This window comes from Vicinamibacterales bacterium, from assembly GCA_036504215.1.
In the GTDB taxonomy this organism is placed as follows: Bacteria; Acidobacteriota; Vicinamibacteria; order Vicinamibacterales; family Fen-181; genus FEN-299.
This window is the reverse complement of the sequence record DASXVO010000016.1, coordinates 228,356-247,543: the sequence shown is the minus strand read 5'-3', so window position 1 is coordinate 247,543 and position 19,188 is coordinate 228,356. Positions and strand designations below refer to the sequence as shown.

Annotated in this window: 11 protein-coding genes and 2 pseudogenes; 10 read left to right on the top strand and 3 right to left on the bottom strand. The window is 65.9% G+C overall.

From position 1 onward, the window contains the following. Positions 1 to 189: 189 nt before the first annotated feature. Positions 190 to 1,533, bottom strand: coding sequence for an MATE family efflux transporter (locus tag VGK32_03585; protein ID HEY3380821.1), 1,344 nt, complete (start codon positions 1,531 to 1,533; stop codon positions 190 to 192). A gap of 166 nt (positions 1,534 to 1,699) precedes the next feature. On the opposite strand from VGK32_03585, the pseudogene VGK32_03580 reads away from it, so the two are divergent. The 6 genes and pseudogenes from VGK32_03580 to VGK32_03555 all read left to right on the top strand — a co-directional run bounded on the left by VGK32_03580 (position 1,700) and on the right by VGK32_03555 (position 9,198). Continuing rightward, positions 1,700 to 1,930: pseudogene (locus VGK32_03580) on the top strand (IS3 family transposase). 5 nt (positions 1,931 to 1,935) lie between these two features. Continuing rightward, positions 1,936 to 2,076, top strand: a pseudogene (locus VGK32_03575) (IS3 family transposase). Between the two features lie 1,053 nt (positions 2,077 to 3,129). Further along, positions 3,130 to 4,827, top strand: a complete 1,698-nt coding sequence (locus VGK32_03570; protein ID HEY3380820.1) for a M28 family peptidase — start codon at positions 3,130 to 3,132, stop codon at positions 4,825 to 4,827. Positions 4,828 to 4,905: 78 nt separating this feature from the next. After that, complete coding sequence (locus VGK32_03565; GenBank protein HEY3380819.1) at positions 4,906 to 6,582, top strand: M28 family peptidase; 1,677 nt, start codon at positions 4,906 to 4,908, stop codon at positions 6,580 to 6,582. Positions 6,583 to 6,628: 46 nt separating this feature from the next. Beyond that, positions 6,629 to 6,874: a hypothetical protein gene (locus VGK32_03560; GenBank protein HEY3380818.1), complete on the top strand. Its 246-nt coding sequence runs from the start codon at positions 6,629 to 6,631 to the stop codon at positions 6,872 to 6,874. Positions 6,875 to 6,918: 44 nt separating this feature from the next. Next, entirely contained in the window at positions 6,919 to 9,198 is a 2,280-nt protein-coding gene (locus VGK32_03555; protein HEY3380817.1) for a response regulator, read from the top strand. A 6-nt stretch (positions 9,199 to 9,204) separates the two neighbouring features. Here the strand turns inward: VGK32_03555 and VGK32_03550 are convergent, their stop codons facing one another. Beyond that, positions 9,205 to 9,348, bottom strand: a complete 144-nt coding sequence (locus VGK32_03550) for a hypothetical protein (GenBank protein HEY3380816.1) — start codon at positions 9,346 to 9,348, stop codon at positions 9,205 to 9,207. A gap of 55 nt (positions 9,349 to 9,403) precedes the next feature. On the opposite strand from VGK32_03550, the gene VGK32_03545 reads away from it, so the two are divergent. Together VGK32_03545 and VGK32_03540 are read left to right on the top strand one after the other, a co-directional pair. After that, positions 9,404 to 10,087 (top strand): LysE family translocator, encoded by a 684-nt coding sequence (locus tag VGK32_03545; protein HEY3380815.1) that lies wholly within the window; start codon positions 9,404 to 9,406, stop codon positions 10,085 to 10,087. A gap of 42 nt (positions 10,088 to 10,129) precedes the next feature. Then, positions 10,130 to 11,377 (top strand): cation:dicarboxylase symporter family transporter, encoded by a 1,248-nt coding sequence (locus VGK32_03540; GenBank protein ID HEY3380814.1) that lies wholly within the window; start codon positions 10,130 to 10,132, stop codon positions 11,375 to 11,377. Between the two features lie 138 nt (positions 11,378 to 11,515). Here VGK32_03540 and VGK32_03535 read toward each other — a convergent pair whose 3' ends face one another. Further along, positions 11,516 to 14,665 (bottom strand): carboxypeptidase regulatory-like domain-containing protein, encoded by a 3,150-nt coding sequence (locus VGK32_03535; protein HEY3380813.1) that lies wholly within the window; start codon positions 14,663 to 14,665, stop codon positions 11,516 to 11,518. A gap of 536 nt (positions 14,666 to 15,201) precedes the next feature. Between VGK32_03535 and VGK32_03530 the strand changes: the two genes are divergently transcribed. After that, positions 15,202 to 17,166, top strand: a complete 1,965-nt coding sequence (locus tag VGK32_03530; GenBank protein ID HEY3380812.1) for a VWA domain-containing protein — start codon at positions 15,202 to 15,204, stop codon at positions 17,164 to 17,166. Positions 17,167 to 17,188: 22 nt separating this feature from the next. Continuing rightward, the gene (locus VGK32_03525) at positions 17,189 to 19,177 is read left to right on the top strand and encodes a tetratricopeptide repeat protein (GenBank protein HEY3380811.1); all 1,989 of its coding nucleotides are present in this window, start codon (positions 17,189 to 17,191) and stop codon (positions 19,175 to 19,177) included. The last annotated feature ends 11 nt before the right edge of the window (positions 19,178 to 19,188 follow it).

Sequence of the window (19,188 nt, the reverse complement as noted above, 5' to 3'; positions counted from 1 at the left end):
CCGGGTGCGCAGATCACCCTACCCGAGGAATCGGCGCGGATCGGGCGGACGTGAGCTCAGCGGTGGGTCAGGTGCTGGGGGTGCCAAGGGTGCTGGAGGTGCTGAAGGTGCGGTGCTGGGGGTGCTGGGGGTGCTGAGGGTGCTGGAGGTGCGGAAGGTGCGGTGCTGGGGGGTGCTGGAGGTGCCACATCAGGTTGCGAATTGGCAGGCGAGCTTCCTTGCCTGATGCCGCCAGGTGAGGAGGAGCACGCAGCCGATGGCAATCAGGCCGACCGACAGGCCGGTCCAGAGACCGATGACGCCCCAACTCCACCGGAAGCACAGCACGTACCCAATCGGCAAGCCGAGCATCCAGTGCCCCGCGAGATTCATCAGCATGGGCGTCCGCGTGTCGCCAAGGCCGCGAAGGATGCCGGTCGAGACGCCCTGCACGCCGTCGAACAGCTGGAACATGGCTGCGACCAGCAGCAGCCGCGCGCCAAGGGCGAGCACGGCGCGATCGGACGTGAATGGCCGGATCAAGAGGGACGGCGCGATGACGAACGCGAGCGCCGCCGAGCCCATGAAACAAGCGCCCAGCGCCAGCGCGGTCCATCCGGCCCTCGACGCGCCCGCGGCGTCACGGCGGCCCACGGCGTGGCCGACGCGGATGGCGCCCGCCGAGGCGACACCGAGCGGCACCATGAATGTGAGGCTCGCCAGATTGAGCGTGATCTGGTGCGACGCGAGCGAGACGGAATCGAGCCGGCCGGCGAGCGCGCTGGCCGCCGCGAAGACGCCCAATTCGAGCGTGACTTGCGTCGCCGCAGGGAGCCCGAGGCGGAACAGGCGCATCAGCTTCCGCGACGAGGGCTTCCACGCGACCTGGAACAGGCTGGTGTGATGGTGACGATCGTACCGGAGCACGGCCCACACGAGCATGGCGACCAGGTAGATCCTCGACACGAGCGTGGCCAGCCCCGATCCGACCGTGCCAAGGGCGGGCAGGCCGAAGTGGCCATAGACGAGCGCCCAGGCGGCAACTGCGTTGATCACGTTCGCGCTCACCAGGGCGAAGGTGATCGGCGCGACGATCCCGAGCGCCTGGAGATACCGTCGGATGGACGCGTAGAGGAGCAGCGGCAACAGGCTCCATGTGAGGACCCGCAGGTAGGGCACGCTCAGTCGCAGCACCTCGGGCGTGAATCCCCACAGCGGCAGCAGTGAGATGCCGACAAAGGCGAGGGCGGTCATCGGGGCGGCCACGAGCAGGCTGAGAAGTACGCCGTGCAGCAGCCAGCGGTGGCACTCGTCGAGCCGACCCGCACCGTACGCATGGGACACCAGCGTGTCGAGACCAAGCAGAAGGCCCATGCCGAAAATGGCGAGTGCCTGGAACAGGATGCTGCCGATGCCGACGGCCCCGATCGCGGCCGGCCCCATCGGTCCGACCACGATCGTGTCCACGATCGCCATCGTCACCCAGCCGACCTCGGCCAGGACCACGGGTCCGGCGAGGGCGACCATCGGTCGGAGTTCACGGCGAAGGGTCACGGGAAGAAATATAACAGGAGAGGCGAGTCGGTGCTGGAGGTGCTGGAGGTGCTGACGGTGCTGGGGGTGCTGAAGGTGCGGTGCTGGAGGTGCTGACGGTGCTGAAGGTGCTGAAGGTGCGGTGCTGGAGGTGCTGACGGTGCACGCCTGGGCACCATCGCAGCACCAGCAGCACCGCGATCTGCGGGCCGCCGGGAAGCGCGTCGGCCGCAAACGGGTCGCGCGGCTCATGAAGCGGGCGGGCTTGCAGGGCGTCAGTCGGCGGAAGTGGCCGGTGACGACGATCCGCGCGGAGCACGTGCGGCCGGCGCCGGATTTGGTCCAGCGTCAGTTTGTGGCCACGGGACCGAATCAGCTCTGGGTCGCGGACATCACCTACATTCCGACGTGGGCCGGCTCGCGGTGTTTGACTTCATCGAAGGCTGGTACAATCCCACGCGCCGCCACTCGGGCTTGGACTACCTCTCGCCGGTGGAGTTCGAACGTCAAGGCGGCGGCTGGGCGCGCTCGGCCGTCGACCAGACTGCCGAGGCGGTCGGGTGACGAGCGGCCTGTGGAAACTGCCGGAGCCGCGGACGCCGCCCAGCGCTCCTTGGAAAACCACAGAACAGGTTTTCCACAGGCTCTCATCATCATTCTTGTCCGATCCGGAGACCGAAAGCGTCAACCTGTTCACCAAACCGGGACAGCCTCAAGCACCATCTGCACCGCACCCCCGGCACGCCTTCAGCACTTCTAGCACCATCAGCACCTGTCTCGGTGCGTCCTCAAATACGTCAAGAGCCTCGTCAGCGCAACCATCGCCCGTCGAGCGAGAAGCGCGAGGCGCGAGTGCTCGGCAGGCTCGAGATACCCGCGGTCAACGCAGTCGCGCAGATGCACTTCCGTCTCTACGAGCGAACCGCGAGCGATGACCAGGAATCGGGCGAAGTCCCGATGCGAGAACCTGGCGAAGCCCTCGGCGATGTTGGCAGAAACGGATCGGGATGAGTCCCTGATTTGACTGCAGAATTTGCAGTCCCGTGTCACGTTCCCGGATGCGGTGATCTGCACGATCTCCCGCCGCAATTCATCGGCGATTTGCCACGCAATGAGGTCTTGATACCGCTTGGCCATGACCACATGGGTGCACGAAGGATACCAATCAGGTGCTGGGGGTGCTGGAGGTGCTGAGGGTGCTGAAGGTGCGGTGCTGGCGGTGCTGGCGGTGCTGAGGGTGCTGAAGGTGCGGTGCTGAAGGTGCGGTGCTGAACGTGCGGTGCTGAAGGTGCGGTGCTGAAGGTGCGGTGCTGGAAGTGCCGGAGACACTGAGGGTAATGAAGATCCGGTGGCGTTGGTGCTGTTGGCAGAACGTGCGGACTGTGCCGTGGCTGCAAGCACCCCCAGCACTGGCACCCGCAGCACCCCCAGCACTGGCACCCCCAGCACCCCCCAGCACTGGTACCCGCAGCACCTGTAGCACTCCCAGCACTAGCACCTGAAGCACCTCCAGCACCCCTAGCACCCCCAGCACTAGCACCTGAAGCACGTCCAGCACCCCCAGCACCCCCTGCACCTGATAGAATTCCTCCGTCTTGCCCTCGAGGAGTCCATCTGATGAACCGTCTGTCTGCCGTTACCCTGCTGTTGGCGGTGGCCGTCTGGCCGGCCGCCTGTGGCGGATCGAAATCGGCGCCGGCCCCAACGCCGGCGGCGGTTGCGTTTCCTGCCGTGGACGGAAACGCCGTCCTCGCACACACGAAGGTCCTGTCGTCCGACGAATACGAGGGACGCGCCCCGGGCACGAAGGGGGAGGAACTGACCGTCGCCTACATCTCCGACCAGTTCAAGAAGGCCGGTCTCAAGCCGGGGAATCCGGATGGCACCTACATCCAGAAGGTGCCGATGGTCGGCATCACCGCTGACCCCGCGACGACGCTCGTCTTCCGGAAGGGCGCCAAGCAACAGAAGCTCAAGTTCAAAGACGACGTGGTTGCCTGGACCAAGCGCGTGACCGAGACCGTCAGCCTCGACAAGTCGGAGATGGTATTTGTCGGCTACGGCGTCCAGGCACCCGAGTTCAATTGGGACGACTACAAGAACGTCGATCTCAAGGGCAAGACGATGGTCGTGCTGATCAACGACCCGCCGCTGCCGGATCCCGCAGACCCGACCAGGCTCGACCCGAAGTTCTTCGGCGGCCGCGCCATGACCTACTACGGGCGCTGGAGCTACAAGTACGAGATGGGGCAGAAGATGGGCGCCGCGGGTGTGCTGATCGTCCACGAGACCGGGCCCGCTGCCTACCCGTTCTCCGTCGTCCAGAGCAAGGTGGTCGAGCAGTTCGATCTGGTGGCGCCCGACAAGAACATGTCCCGCGCGGCGATCGAGGGCTGGATCACGCTGGACCAGGCGAAGAAGCTGTTCGCCATGGCGGGCAAGGACTTCGATACGCTGAAGAAGAACGCCGCGACGCGTGAGTTCACCCCGATGCCTCTTGGCGTGACCGCCTCGATGACGTTGCACAGCAAGATCCGGACGATCGATTCGACCAACGTCGTCGGCAAAGTCGAGGGCAGCGATCCGACGCTGAAGAACGAGTGGGTGATCTACACGGGGCACTGGGACCACTACGGCATCGGGCCGGAGATCAACGGCGACAAGATCTACCACGGTGCAAAGGACAACGCGACCGGCATCGGCGGCATGATCGAACTCGGCCGCGCGTACGTGAAGCTCCCGGTGGCACCGAAGCGGTCGATCCTGATGCTGGCGGTCACCGCGGAGGAGCAGGGACTGCTCGGCTCCGACTACTACGCACGCAACCCGCTGTACCCGCTCGCGAAGACGTTGGGCGTCGTCAACATGGACGGCCTGAACGTGAACGGCCGCACGAGCGACCTCACGGTGACCGGTCTGGGCAACTCCGAACTCGACGACATCGCGCAGGCCGTGGCCGCCGAGCAGCACCGCGTCATCAAGCCGGATCCCGAGCCCGAGAAGGGCGGCTACTACCGGTCCGATCACTTCCCGTTTGCCAAGCAGGGCGTCCCCGCGCTGGCGAGCGGCGGCGGGATCGAGTACATCGGCAAGCCGGAAGGGTGGGGCAAGCAGATTAGCGACGCCTACATCGCGAACGACTACCACAAGCCGTCCGACAAGGTGAAGCCGGACTGGGACATGAGCGGCGCGGTCGAGGACCTGCAGTACTTCTGGATGGTCGGTTACCGCATCGCGCAGTCCGAGAAATACCCTCAGTGGAAACCCGGCACCGAGTTCAAGGCGAAACGGGACGAGATGCTTCGGGCGCGGTAAACGCCATCGCGGCAGAAGCGGGCGGCAACCAGGGGAGGGGCGCCTCAGAAGGCGCCCCTCCCGTCGGCGGAGACTTCGATGACAGCACGAGCACTGGCAGCCTCTCTCGGGCTGCTGTTCGCCTTCTCGGGATTCGTGTTCGCCCAACTGCCGGCGACGTTGCCCGCCATCGACGCCAACGCCGTGCTCCAGCATGCGATGACGTTGTCGTCCGATCGGTTCGAGGGACGGGCGCCGGGAACGAAGGGCGAGGAACTGACGGTGACGTACATCGCGGATCAGTTCCGCAAGTTCGGTCTGAAGCCCGGCGCGCCGGCCGACTCCTACTTCCAGAATGTTCCGCTCGTTGGCATCACGCCCGATCCGGCCACCGCGATGACGGTGACGAAGGACGGCGCTCAGGCCCTTCGCCTCGCGTTCAAGGACGACATTGTCGCGTGGACGAAGCGTTCGGTGCCGACGGTCGAACTTGGCAACTCCGAGATGGTGTTCGTCGGGTACGGCGTTCAGGCGCCCGAGTTCAGCTGGGATGACTACAAGGGCCTCGACGTCAGGGGCAAGACACTCGTGATGCTGGTTGGCGACCCCCCCGTCGCCGACCGCGCGAACCCGGCCGAACTCGACCCGAAGATGTTCGGCGGCAAGGCGATGACGTACTACGGCCGTTGGACGTACAAGTTCGAGATTGCGCAGAAGCTCGGGGCGGCGGCCGCTCTCATTGTCCACGAGACCGGGCCGGCCGGGTATCCGTTCTCGGTCGTCCAGGTGAAGACGGGCGAACAGTTCGATATTGCTCAGCCGGACGGGAACATGACACGTCCGGCAATCGAGGGGTGGATTCGGCTCGAGCAGGTGCGGAAGCTGTTCGCGCTGGCCGGTCGCGACTTCGACGCCCTGAAGAAGCAGGCGGCGACACTCGAGTTCAAGCCCGTGTCACTCGGGTTGAACGCGTCGATGCGGCTCGTCAATAAGATCCGCACGCTGGCGTCGCGAAACGTCATCGGCAGGGTCGAGGGCAGCGACCCGGCGTTGAAGCACGAGTACGTGCTCTATACGGCGCACTGGGACCACTTCGGCATCGGAGCCCCGCTGAACGGCGATCCTGTCTATCATGGCGCCCTGGACAACGCGGTGGCCGTCGGCGGATTGCTGGAGTTGGCGCGTACCTTCGCGGCACTGCCGACCGCACCCAAGCGCAGCATCCTCTTTCTGGCCGTCACGAGCGAGGAGCAACTGATGCTCGGGTCCGAGTACTACGCCACCCATCCGATCTATCCGCTCGAGAAGACGCTGGCGGAGATCAACCTCGAGATGCTGAACGTCCACGGCAAGACGAGGGACCTCACGGTGATCGGCCTGGGCGCGTCCGATCTCGATGACTATGCACGGGTGGCGGCGGCTGAACAGGGGCGCGTGTTGAAGCCCGACCCGGAGCCGGAACGGGGCATGTACTACCGCTCCGACCACTTCTCGTTGGCGCGACAGGGAGTGCCGGCGTTCGAGCCGGATCACGGTGACGACTACATCGGCAAGCCGGCCGGCTATGGGCTCGAGGTACGGAAGGATTTCTTCGCGAATCTCTATCACAAGCCCACCGACACGGTGAAACCGGATTGGGACCTGAGCGGCGGCGCGCAGGACCTGCAGTTGTTCGGCACCATCGGCTACCGCGTCGCGCAGGCCGACACATACCCCCAATGGAAACCGGGCGCCGAATTCAAGGCGAAACGGGACGCGGCGGTGAGGAAGAAGTAGGCCTGCAACTGAGCGTCTTCTGCTGACTCGGTGTTGGACCGCCTCGATGGTCTACTGCTATCGCCCCGAGGTGCTCACCGCGCTGCTACGACACGGGCTGCGGCCGCTCGCCAGCACGTCGCCGGAACGCCTCCGATCGATCCTGCACGACTGGTATCGATTCGAATTGCAACGCCTCCGGGCCGCCCTGCTGCGCGGCGAATTTCAAAAATCGACCTACGCCGCGCGCGTCGCGGAGATTCGCACTCGGTACGCCCTGCTGTCCTTGCCGTCGCATTTCTGGCTGAGATAGCCCCACCGTCGGCCTTAAGATAGTGGATGATGGAGGGTCTTCCGTTGAGCGCCACGAACACTTCCGGCCGTCTCACTCCCGAAGATCTCGGCGCGATGATGCGCCTGGCCGTCCAGCAGGCGGCCGACACGGTCTACTTCCTCGACGCCAACGGGCGGATCCTGTACGCCAACGAGGCGGCCAGCCGCACGCTCGGCTACACGGCGGTCGAACTGGCCTCGATGACGGGTTTCGATCTCGACCCGGCGTTGACGCCAGAGGTCTGGCGGGAACGTTGGGCGATGCTGGAGCATGGTGGCGCGTGGACGGTGGAGCGGCGGCAACGGGCCAAGGACGGCCGCCTGATCCCGGTGGCCGTCAGCGCAAACCTGATGCATCAGGGCGATCTGACGATGGCGTGTGTGTTCGTGCACGACATCACCGAGCGACGGCGGGCGCAGGAGGAGAGGCGAGAGGTTGCGCAGTTGGCGTCGGTGCTGTTCGATTCCGCGCCTGTCGCCATCGTCGCGCTCGACATGGACGGCCGCGTCAACATGTGGAACGCCGCCGCCGAACGGATGTTTGGTTGGACATCCGCGGAGACGATCGGGTCGCGCCTCCCGATCGTGCCCGAGGACAAATTGGGGGAGTTCGCGCAGATCCGCGCAGCCACCGAAAAGGGCGACGTGGTGGCCGGGCTGGACAGGCCGTGTGTTCGCAAGGACGGCAGCCACATCCAGGTTCGGCTGTCCACCGTGCCGCTGACAGGGCCTGACGGCACGCTCACCGGCGTCATTGGGCTTCTCGAGGACACGACCGAGCAGAAGCGTCTCGAAGAGCAGTTGCTGCAGGCGCAGCGTCTCGAGAGCATCGGCCGGCTGGCCGGCGCCGTGGCCCACGACTTCAACAACCTGCTCACCGTCATCAACGGTTACTCGGAGCTGGCGCTCGGCTTGCTCGACCCTCGCGATCCCCTCCGCGACAGCATTCAGGAGATCAAGTCGGCCGGCGACCGGGCGGCCGGCCTGACGCAGCAGTTGCTGGCCTTCAGCCGCCGCCAGGTGCTCCAGCCGAAGGTGCTCGACATCAACGCGGTGGTCGGCGATCTCGAGCTGATGCTGCGGCGGTTGATCGGCGAAGACATCGAGCTCGTGCTCGCACGCGATACGGCGCTCGGCCACGTACAGGCCGACCCGGTCCAGGTGCAGCAGGTGTTGATGAACCTCGCGGTGAACGCGCGGGACGCGATGCCATCGGGCGGCAAGCTGATCATCGAGACGGCGAACGTCGAACTCAGCGAGGAGATGACGCGCCGGCATCCGGACAGCCAGCCGGGACCATACGTGCTCCTCGGCGTGACGGACACGGGCAGCGGCATGGACGAGGCGACGCGCGCGCAGATCTTCGAGCCGTTCTTCACGACCAAGGTCCCCGGCAAGGGGACGGGCCTCGGTCTCTCGACGGTGTACGGCGTCGTCAAACAGAGCGGCGGCATCATCTGGGTGTACAGCGAACCTGGACACGGATCGAGTTTCAAGATCTACCTGCCGCGCGTCGATGCTGTCGAGACGCCGGTGGTGGAGGAATCGCCTCGCACGACGACCGTGGAGGGGAGCGAGACCGTGTTGCTCGTGGAGGACCAGCCGGAGGTCCGCCAGCTCGCCTTGCAGGTGCTGACGATGTATGGCTACCGGGTGTTGTCGGCGGGCGACGGGAACCAGGCGATCGAGGTGGCCAGGCAGGAGCCCGGCGCCATCGATCTGGTGCTGACCGACGTCGTGATGCCGGGAATGGGAGGGCTGGAGCTGGCGAGGACCGTCGCGCCGATGCGGCCCGGCGTCAAGATCATCTTCATGTCGGGCTACGCCGATCACGCGGCGATGCAGCAGGAGCAGATGCCCGCCGACGCCGAGTATTTGCAGAAGCCGTTCACTCCCGACGGGCTTGCGCGCAAGGTGCGGCAGGTGCTCGACGCGCGAACACCTGCTGGCTGCATCCTGGTGGTTGACGACGAGGTGGAGATCAGGCGGTTGCTCCGGCAGTTCCTGGAAGCGGCCGGCTACCGGGTGGCCGAGGCCGCGAACGGCCGACAGGCGACCGCCGAGGTGGATGGGGGCGGCGTGTCCCTCGTGATCACCGATCTCGTGATGCCCGAGCAGGAAGGGATCGAGACGATTCGCGAGATGCGCAAGCGCCACCCCGGCGTGAAGATCGTCGCGATGTCCGGCGCATTCGGGGGCCGCTTCCTGCGGACCGCCGAGATGCTCGGTGCCCACGCCACGCTGCTCAAGCCGGTCCGCGCCGAGGCGCTGGTTCGCACGGTGCGAGAGGTGCTGGACAGGTAGTTTCTTTCAAATCCGTCGGACCTTCTTCTCCAGCGTCTCCGTGGCGTCGTCCACGGCCGTCGGCCGGGTTCGGCGACCGAAGCTCTTCATTTCGTCCTCCAACGTGTCCTCGACCATGCGCTCGGGCGCCACGCCTGGGCCGGGACTCACGAGGTCATCGCTCAGCGTCGTGGGGTTCGGCGTGAGAGTTGTGTAGAATCGCCCGATGTTCGACGCTCGGTATCTTGCGTATGCGACGATCTCGGCGCTGCTGGTCATCAGCCCTGGCGCGACGATGGCCGTCGTCATGGAGGCGACGCTCGGAGAGGGACGGCGGGCGGCGCTCTACACGGTCCTCGGGATCAACATCGGGAATTCCACGCTGGCACTGGGGTCGGCGCTCGGGATGTCGTTCATCTTCCACCAGTGGCCGTGGACGCTGCAGGTGGTGAAGGTCGCCGGCGCGGGGTACCTGACGTATCTGGGGATCCGAGGCGTGTGGCAGGCGTTGGTGGAAGGGCGGGACACCCATGCCATTCACGAGCCGACGCCCGATGGGGCAGCCGCATCGGGCGGTCGGATGACCCTGCCCGAACACGTGGAGCGGCCGTCCGACCTGTTCGCGTGCATCACGCGCGGCGTGCTGACGAACCTGCTGAACCCGCCCGTGGTGCTGTTCTACATGACGTTCCTGCCGCAGTTCATCGGGCCGCAGGATCCGTTCTTCGCGCGGTTTCTCGTGCTCGCCGCCACGCACGTGTCGATGAGCCTGGTGTGGCTGACGATTTACGCGAGTGCGCTAGGCGTGCTCGCCGACCGATTCGCGAGGCCCGCCGTGCGCCGCACGCTCGAGGGGCTGACAGGTGTCATTCTCGTGGGCTTCGGCGTGCGGCTGCTGCTGCGTCCGTGATCTCCGTCCGTGATCTCCGTCCCTGATCCCTGACTTCTGATTATGTCCTTCACCTTCCGCGTCCTCCTGGGTCTCGCTACCGGCCTGGCGATCGGAATTGGCATCGCGAGCGCCGGCTCGGGCTGGTGGCAGTCGATTCCCGGGGTCGTCGAGCCGATCGGCCTGCTGTTCGTCAACGCGATTCGGATGACCGTCATCCCGCTCGTCGCCTCGGGCCTCATCGTCGGCGCCGCCTCGATGCGCAACGCGAGATCGGTGGGTTCGGTCGGCGGGAGGGCACTGGCGCTGTTCGTCGTGCTCATCAGCACCGCGACCGCGTTCAGCGCGGCGTGCGCGTACCCGCTGCTCGGCCGGCTCGCGATCGATCCCGCTGTCGCCTCCGGGCTTCGGGCGAGCGCGGCCGATGCGGGGAAGGCGGCCGCTGCCAATGCACGCCAACTCGCGTCCTGGTCACAGTGGCTTGTGGACCTGGTGCCGATCAACGCGCTCAAGGCAGCCGCCGACGGGGCGATCCTGCCGCTCATCGTGTTCGCGCTGGCCTTCGGCCTCTCGCTGACGGTCATCGACTCGAAACGGCGCGACATCGTCGTCGGCTTCTTCCACGGGGTTTCCGACGCGATGCTGGCCCTGGTGCGGTGGGTGCTGACGGCAACGCCGGTCGGTGTGTTCGCGCTGGCGTTGCCGCTCGGCGCACGAATGGGGCTCTCGGCCGCCGGCGCACTGGTGAGCTACATCGTCCTGCTGTCGCTCGTCAGCGGGTTGTTCATCGTGGTCGTGCTGTATCCGGTCGCGTGGCTCGCGGGCGGCGTTCGATTCGGGCGGTTCGCGCGAGCTGCCGGTCCCGCGCAGGCGGTGGCGTTCTCGTCGCGGTCGTCGCTGGCCGCCCTGCCGGCCACCATCGACGGGGTACGGAAGGGGTTGGACTGGCCCGAGGATTTCAGCGCGTTCTTCGTGCCGCTGGCAGCGTCGATGTTCAGGGTCGGCGGCGCGATCGCGCAGACCGTCGCCGTACTGTTCGTCGCCCGCCTGTATGGGATCGCGCTGGCGCCCGCTCAACTGGCGACGGTGCTCGTGACCGTCGTCGTCACGTCGTTCACGATTCCCGGCATTCCCGCCGGCGCGATCATCACGATGGCGCCGGTGCTCGCGGCGGCGGGCGTTCCGCCCGAAGGCATCGGGGTCCTGATGGGAGTGGACACGATTCCCGACATGTTCCGGACGCTCGCCAATGTGACCGGCTGGTTCGCCGCGGGGAGTGTGCTGGTGCGAAGGATGAAGGGCGAAGGATGAAGGATGAAGGATGAAGGATGAAGGAGGAAGGAGGAAGGAGGAAGGATGAAGGAGGAATGCCTCTGATTTCTGTCCGCGTACAGAAGAACGGCCGCGCGGGTTGCCCCGCGCGGCCACACCACCCGATGTGTCGCGAATCTAGAACGAGAGCCGCACGCTCAACCGAGCCGAGCGGGCGCCCAGACGGCCGTAGGGCTTCCCGAACAGCGGGTTGTCGCGCAGCGTCGAACCAGAGGCCTTCTGAGCGGCCGCGAGCTTGTAGGCATCGAAGCCGGCGAAGAACTGCTGGTCGCTATACCCGGCGATGTCGTCACGCCAGACGTTTTCCCAGTAGTCGGTGACGGTGTCGGAATTGAGCAGGTTGCTGATGTTGGCATTGACCGAGATCCGGTTGTTCTTGATCCGGAACTCGTGCGACAGCGACAGGTCGATGCGCGTGTAGAACGGCGTCCGGCCCATGTTGCCGCGGTCCTGGAAGAACACCGGCGAGTAGCCTTCCCAGCTCAGGTACGACGACCACGGGATACCGCTCTGGAAGATCCCGAACAGACCCACAGTCGTGCCCCACGGCATGTCGTACGAGCCCTGCACCTTGAAGACGTGCGGACGATCGGTCTTCAGCGGACCGTACGCCCAGGTGCCACTCTGGTTGAAGGACTGATAGAGCGAGTCGAACGAACGGTTGTTGTTCGGGTCCGTGCGGCCTTCCTCGTCGGAGGCGCCAAGGCCCGAGTAGTTGCCCCACAGCCGGCTGAAGGTGTAGCTGACCTCAGCCTGCCACCGGTTCTGGAGGCGTCGCTTCAGGCGAACTTCCACGCTGTCGTACTTCCGTTCCGCCGGCGGCGTGTGCTTGTCGGGGAAGTCCGGCAGGATCGTGTAGGAGTCGCCGTACCCGGGGTTGGCGATGAAGTACAGCTCGCCGAACGGCAGCAGACGGCCCACGTCCTCGATTGCTTTCACCATCCACTTGTGTACGTAGCGAACGCCGATCGACATCGTCGGATTCAGCTCGTGGTCCAGCCCCATCGTAAACTCGCGGGTCTGGTACGGCTTCAACGTCGGGTCGATAGCGCTTCGGGACGCGCCGTAGTACGGAATCAGGCGCGGGTCGTTGAGCGACGAGTTGTACCGCATGTCACGGCTCTTGATGAGCTTGCCGCCCGTGCAGCCGGTGCCCGTCGTGCCGTCGGTGCAGTTGATCGTCGGCCAGTCGTACGTGTCCATCGTGAAGTAGAAGTCGGTCCACTTGTCCGCGCCGAACGAGCCCATCGGCAGCGACAGCTTGGTCATGTCGAAGAAGTGACCATAGCTGCCGTACACCTTCCAGCGGCTGTCGCCCTTGATGTCGTAGGCGAAGCCGATGCGCGGAGCGATCTTGTCGCCGAAGCCGAAGTCGATGCCTTTGGCATCCGACGTCTGCGTGTAGGTCGGCACATGCTCGTTCTCGGCCCGGACGCCGGCGTTGATCGTCAACTTGCGGTTGATCGACCAGCTGTCCTGCAGCCAGAAGGAGAAGTTGTCCGAGTGGACCGCACCCTTCGTGAGGATCTGGCGCACCTTGTAGTAGCCGTAGGTGCCGCGAACCCTCGCGCCGTTCACGTCGGTCGTCGACTGGTTCCAGTAGAGGTAGATGCGCGGCGCCTTGAGGCCCGTGCTGCCGCTGTCGTTGTCCTGGCTCAGCCGCTCGTAGCGCATGCCCGCCTTGAACGTGTGCTGGCCACCGAGCGACTTGTACCAGATCGAGTTGGCATTCAAGAAGAAGCGACCGTATAACGCCTTGTTGGTGCCGGACGACAGTTTGCCATCGACGTAGGCCGAGCCGTACCGCAGGTTGTTCGGAATGACGGTCGGGAGGTAGGTCAGGTTCGACGAGCCGAAGTAGTGCTGGGTCGTCGAGCCGATGTACTCCGGTGGGGTCTTCGTGTCATACCGCAGCGAGCCGGCGGTGATATTCGCGAAGAAGGTCGGCGTGATGACCCAGTCCACGTTCCCCGAGTACATGTTGTTGACGTAGTCGGAGCCCTGGTCGTCGTAGAACGACTTCAGCATCTCCGGACGGGCGTCATACGCAGCCTGCGAATAGCCGTCCGATTTCCGGCCTTCCAGCGCGTAGCCCGACGCGCCCGTCAGAGTGAACCCGTTCGCCAGGACGGAGGGCAGCAACCCCCGCTGACTCTGCCACTGATTCGCGCCCGATATCTTCACGCGGACGTTCGGCCCGAGAGACGTGTTCACGTTCCAGTTCAGATAGCTGTTCTTCGTGGTGTCCGAATAGGTCTTCGAGACCTTGTTCGGATCCGTGCTCGGTGACGAGTTCAGGAACTTGACCGTGCGCTCGGACTTCTCGTTGGTGTACGCGTAGCCGGCGTAGAACCACACCTTGTCCTTCAGCACCGGGCCGCCGACGTCGAACACCGGGTTGTAGTAGTTGCGCGGATCAACCGGCGTCTGCGTCGATTCCACCTTGCCGTCGATGACGCCGTTATCGTAGAAGGTGTTGATCCGATCGAAGTTGAAGTTCTGGTTCCGGAGCTTGCTGCTCTCGTAGTAGAGACCAGCGCCGCCGTGGTAGGCATTGCTGCCCGACTTGGTGATCGCGCTGATGACGCCGCCGGTGGAACCGCCGTACTCGGCGTTGTACCCGGCCGACTTCACCTGGACTTCCTGGATGAAGTCCACGAGCACGGTATTGCGCGACGTGCCGCTGCGGAGGTTCGTCGTGTCCATCCCGTCCACGATGAACTTGTTCTCCGAGCCGCTCGACCCGTCGATCTGGATGCCCCCCGAGTACGGTTCGCTCTGGGCTCCGGGCGCGACGGCAACGACCGACGTGAAGTCGCGGCCCTTCGGCAGCTTGTCGATCGAGTCGCGCTGCACGGTCGCGAACTGCGCGTTCTGCTTGGTGTCGATGAGCGGCGCTTCCGCCGTCACCTGAACGCTCTCCTGCACGCCTCCAACCGACAAGGTCAGGTCGACCTTCATCAACTGGCCGAGCGCTATCGACACGTTCGACTGCTTCGCGGGATTGAACCCCTGCAGGTTCGCGGTGAGTTCATACTCTCCCGGCGGAAGCGCGGGGAAGCGGAAGATGCCCTTCGAGTCGGTCATGGCGGTACTGATGCCGACGACCCTCGGGCTGCGCGCTTCGACGGTCACGCCAGGCAGCACGGCGCCCGACGAGTCCTTGACGATGCCTTCGATCGAGCCAGTCTGTTCCTGCGCGCTGACCGGCAGGGCGAACATCCCCGCAATCAGACACAGGGCGAGAATCAGACCCATTCTCTTCATTGAGCCATCCTCCATGGCAAGTGACACATGCGCCGTCCGAGAGGAACCGGCGCCGAACGCCGCCGCCAGTCGCGGCAGACGCCACAACGGATCCCATCGCCGTTCGAGGGGGTGGCATGGAGAATGATGCGCTGCCGCCACACCCACTCGGGGTTCGCCGTATGGGACACCGAGCCGATCGATCGCCCTTTCTCAAGGGAAACCGTGCGACGAGCCGAACGCGTCCACGATGATTGCGGGCCGCGTCGATGTCGGGGGGCGCCGAGATCGCACGCGGCAGGGGGCAGAACAACCGAGCCGAGCCGAGGGCAGTCTAGGTAAAGCTCTCGTCCGATGTCAAGGACGGACGCAACAGGACAGACGCGACAGGACCGACGCGACAATTCGGCGAACGTCTGCAAAGGGCGAATCGAATCCGCATCCGAAGTTTCGGCAACGCGCCTTCAGCACCCCAGCACCGCCGGTAACCCCGGCACCTGATTTCCCCGTGCTACGATGTCCTCCCTTCCGTGGTTACGCGATCCAGGAGGAAGCTCATGCGGTTCGTTGCGGGTCTCAGCATCGCCATCGGTCTGGCGGCCGCGGCCTCCGCCACCGGCCAGCAGCCACCGGTATTCAAGGCCGGCGTCGATCTCGTGGCGGTGGACGTCACCGTCGTGGACGACCAGGGTCGGCCAATCCGCGGCCTGCGCACCGACCAGTTCACGGTGACCGTCGATGGCAAGCCCCGTCGCGTGGTGTCCGCCGACTTCGTCGCCGTGTCCTCGGTGGACCAGACGCTCGGCGCGAAGGCGACGCTCCGGCGCGGCTTCAGCACGAACGCTCCCGAGGTGGTGAGCGCGGTCCGGCGCGTCGTGCTGCTCGTCATCGACCAGGACAACATCCAGTCGGGCATGGCCCGCACCGAGATCGATGAGATCGGACGATTCATCGACCGATTCGCTCCTGACGACCTGGTGGGCCTGGCTGCCATTCCCGGCGGACCGAGCATTGACTTCACCACCAACCGGGTTGCGATTCGCAACGCACTCCGGAAGGTGGTTGGGCGCTGGCAGCCGTTCCTCACCATGCACTCGATTGGACTGTGGGAGGCTTTGGGGATTGACGCCAACGACCAGGAAATCATGAACAACGTCGTCGCCCGCGAGTGCGCGAAGATGGCGATTGGCGAGGACCCGTTGTCGTGCCAGCGGGCGGTGATCGCCGAAGCGAAGCAATACGCCACCGACGCCAAGTCGCGCAGCCGCCAGGCGGTGACGACCCTGCGCGAACTGGTCAAGGGGCTCTCGGTGTTCGACGGGACCAAGACGCTGGTCTTTGCCTCGCAGGCGTTGTCGGCGGCCAGTCACGGCGGCGGGCGCGTCGAGTTCGCCCGCGACGCCCGCGACGTGGCCGAGGCGGCGGCCCGGTCCCGCGTGGGTCTCTACGTGCTGAAACTCGCGCGGTGGCAGGACAGCCCGGTGGAACGTCTGGCGTCTGAAACCGCGTCCGAGGACGACGAGGTGCGCGGGTACGGCCTCGAGACGCTGGCGAGCATGGCGCGCGGCGCGATGTTCCTCGTGTCCTCGTCGGTCGAGCCCGCCATGACGCGGATCTCGCTCGAGTCGTCCGGCTACTACCTCCTCGGCTTCGAGCCCCTGCCGAGCGACCAGGACGGCAAGCGCCACAACATCGATGTGAAGGTGGCCCACCCGGGCGTCACGATCAGGGCACGACGCGAGTTCGCCGCCGCCGAGACCGTGGTTGCCACCAAGAGGAACCCGCTTCAAACGGTGACGGCCCTGCTGGGAAGTCAATCGATTCGACGCGACGTCCCGCTGCGGATTGGCACCCACACGATTCGCGACGCGGCGGGTGACAAGCTGCGCGTGATCTTCACGGCAGAGGTTGGTCAGGGGCTGTCGGCTCCCGAACCGATGACGGTAGGCTACGTGATCACCGACGTTCGGGGAAGGGTCGCCGGCAACTCCGTCGAGCAGGTGACGCTGGCTCCGGGCGGACCCGTGCCGGGGCCAGCGTTCTATATGGGGGCCGCCGTACTCCCGACAGGCAACTTCAGAGTGCGTTTCGTGGCCGTGGACAAGGACGGCAGACAAGGGACCGTCGAGCACAGCTTTGAAGCCAGGCTGACCTCGGGCCAGAATATGCTGCTCGGCGATCTGATGGTGCTCCAGCCGGCGGGCAAGTCGTGGCGGCCGAGCGTCGATGGCGGGATCGCCAACCGCGCGGCCATGGCCTCGCTCGAGATCTACTCCCGCAATCCGGAGCTATCGGCGCGCGGCGAAGTGAGGCTGGAAATCGCTGACAGCGAAACAGGGCCGTCGCTGGCGACGTCGCGTCTGCCGGTGTCCGACACCAACACCGCGGGACGGCTGATGGCGCAGGGGCCGATCGACCTGGGAAAGGTGGCCGCGTCGGAGTACCTGCTCCGCGCGGTTGTCGTGCTGGACGGGAAGGAAGTCGCCCGAACCGCGCGTCCGATCCGGGTCGCGCCGAGATAGCGGCTGTGGAGTTCCGCTCCTGGTGAAAAAGACTGCCCGTCGTGGCCGCCAATCGTCCGCCCCTCGCGCCCGCCCTTCGCGTTGGTGGGTGCTGCCGCTGATCCTCGCCGTCGCTGGAACGCTGAAGCTTGCCGTGCTGTGGCAACTGCACGGGCATCCCCTGCTGCAGCCGCGGCCTGGCCTCGATAGCGCGGTCTATCTCGACCTCGCCCGCCAGGTGGCAAGCGGGGATCTGCTCGCTGGCACGCGTGTCTTCTTCGTGTCGCCGTTCTACATCTACTTCGTCGCGCTGGTCCTGTTCGTGTCAGGCGGATCGGTGACCGCATTGCAGGTGGTGCAGGTTGCGCTCGGCGTGCTCGCGGTCGCGCTCGTTGGTCGCACCGCCCGATTCTGGTATGGCGAACGCGGAGAGTGGGTGGCTGCAGGTTGCGCGACGGCGACGGGCTACCTCTGCTTCAACGACGTCCTGGTTCTGCAATCCGCGGTGGACCCGGTCCTCACGGCGCTGGGCCTCTGGCTCCTTCTCCAGGCCTGGACGACCGGACGGTGGACGACGTTGCTGGCGGCTGGGGCGGCACTGGGCGCGCACGCGATCAACCGGCCAAACGTGCTGGCCTGGGCCGTGACCGCGGTGGGTCTGACGTTGTGGATCGGGTTGAGACCCGGCTCCGTGGTGGGCGGGAAGCCGGCGGGCCGACGGGCGGCCTGGTCTGCGTCGGCGCTGGTCGCCGGTCTGGCACTCGTCCTCACGCCCGTCGCGATCCGCAACTACGTGGTCGCGCACGAACTGGCCGTCGTCTCGTCGCACGGTGGACTGAACTTCTACATCGGCAACAACGAGCGGGCAGACGGTGCCTATCGCCTCGTCGCGGGTATCACGCCGTCGATCGACGGTCAGATGCGCGACATGCGCCGAGTGGCCGAGCAGGCAACCGGCCATCCGCTGACCGACACCGAAGCGTCATCGTGGTTCTATGGCCAGGCATTCTCTTGGATCGGCGGGCACCCCGGCACGGCGCTGCGGCTCCTCGCGAAGAAGGTGGCATTCGTCTTCAACGCCATCGACCTGCCGCTCAACGAGAGCTACGCCTACTACGCGACCGACGAATCCACGCTGCTGCGCCTGCTGTGCGTCGGCCCCTGGCTACTGCTGCCACTCGGGGTTGCCGGGCTGTGGATTGCGCGCCCCAAACCTGATGTGGGCGGGATGCTTCGCGCTCTATGGTGGCCCTGGGTATCGTTCATCCCGATCTATGCGCTTGGCGTCGCGGTGTTCTTCGTGACCGGCCGGTACAGGCTGCCGCTCCTGGTGCCTCTCTTTGTGACGTCGGCCGGCGCCGTGCTCACGGTGTGGGACAGGTATCGCGCCCGGGAGTGGAAGCCGTTTGGGGTTGCAGTCGCGTCGATTGCCGTGCTCGGCGTTGCGACAAACGCCAACGTCGGTATGGACAACGGACTGTCGGCATGGCGCGCCGAGATGATCGTTCATGACATCGGCGTGCGGCGGGACGCCGAGGCGCAGGCGCTGCTGGAGAAGACGGAGGCCGGCTACCCGAACCGGTCCCTGCTGCTATACCGCGTCGGGAGCGCGTATCTCGCGCGCGGTGATGCCGCCCAGGCGCTCCCCCTGTTCGAGCGCGCCGTGTCATTGGCGGCCGGGAGACCGGAACTGGAGCTGGGGCTGGGTCGGTCGCTGCTCGGCGTCGGCCGTGCAGCCGATGCCCTGCCTCACCTGCAGGCAGCCGTTCAGGCCGAACCCAGGAACGCCGACGCGCAAGAGGCGCGCGGCCTCGCGCTGGCATTCCAGGGTCGCGGGACGGAGGCGGTGGCCGCCATGGAGACTGCGTGTGAGCTGGACGTGCGGAGTGCGACGGCGCGGCTGAACCTGGCGATCCTCTACGCGGAGTCCGGACGGCTGGCCGATGCGCGCGCACGTGCCGAGGAATCGCTTCGCATCAATCCCGACTACAGCCGTGCCCTCGAGTTCCTCGCCGCGCTGCCGCCACGCTAGGAAGCCGGGCC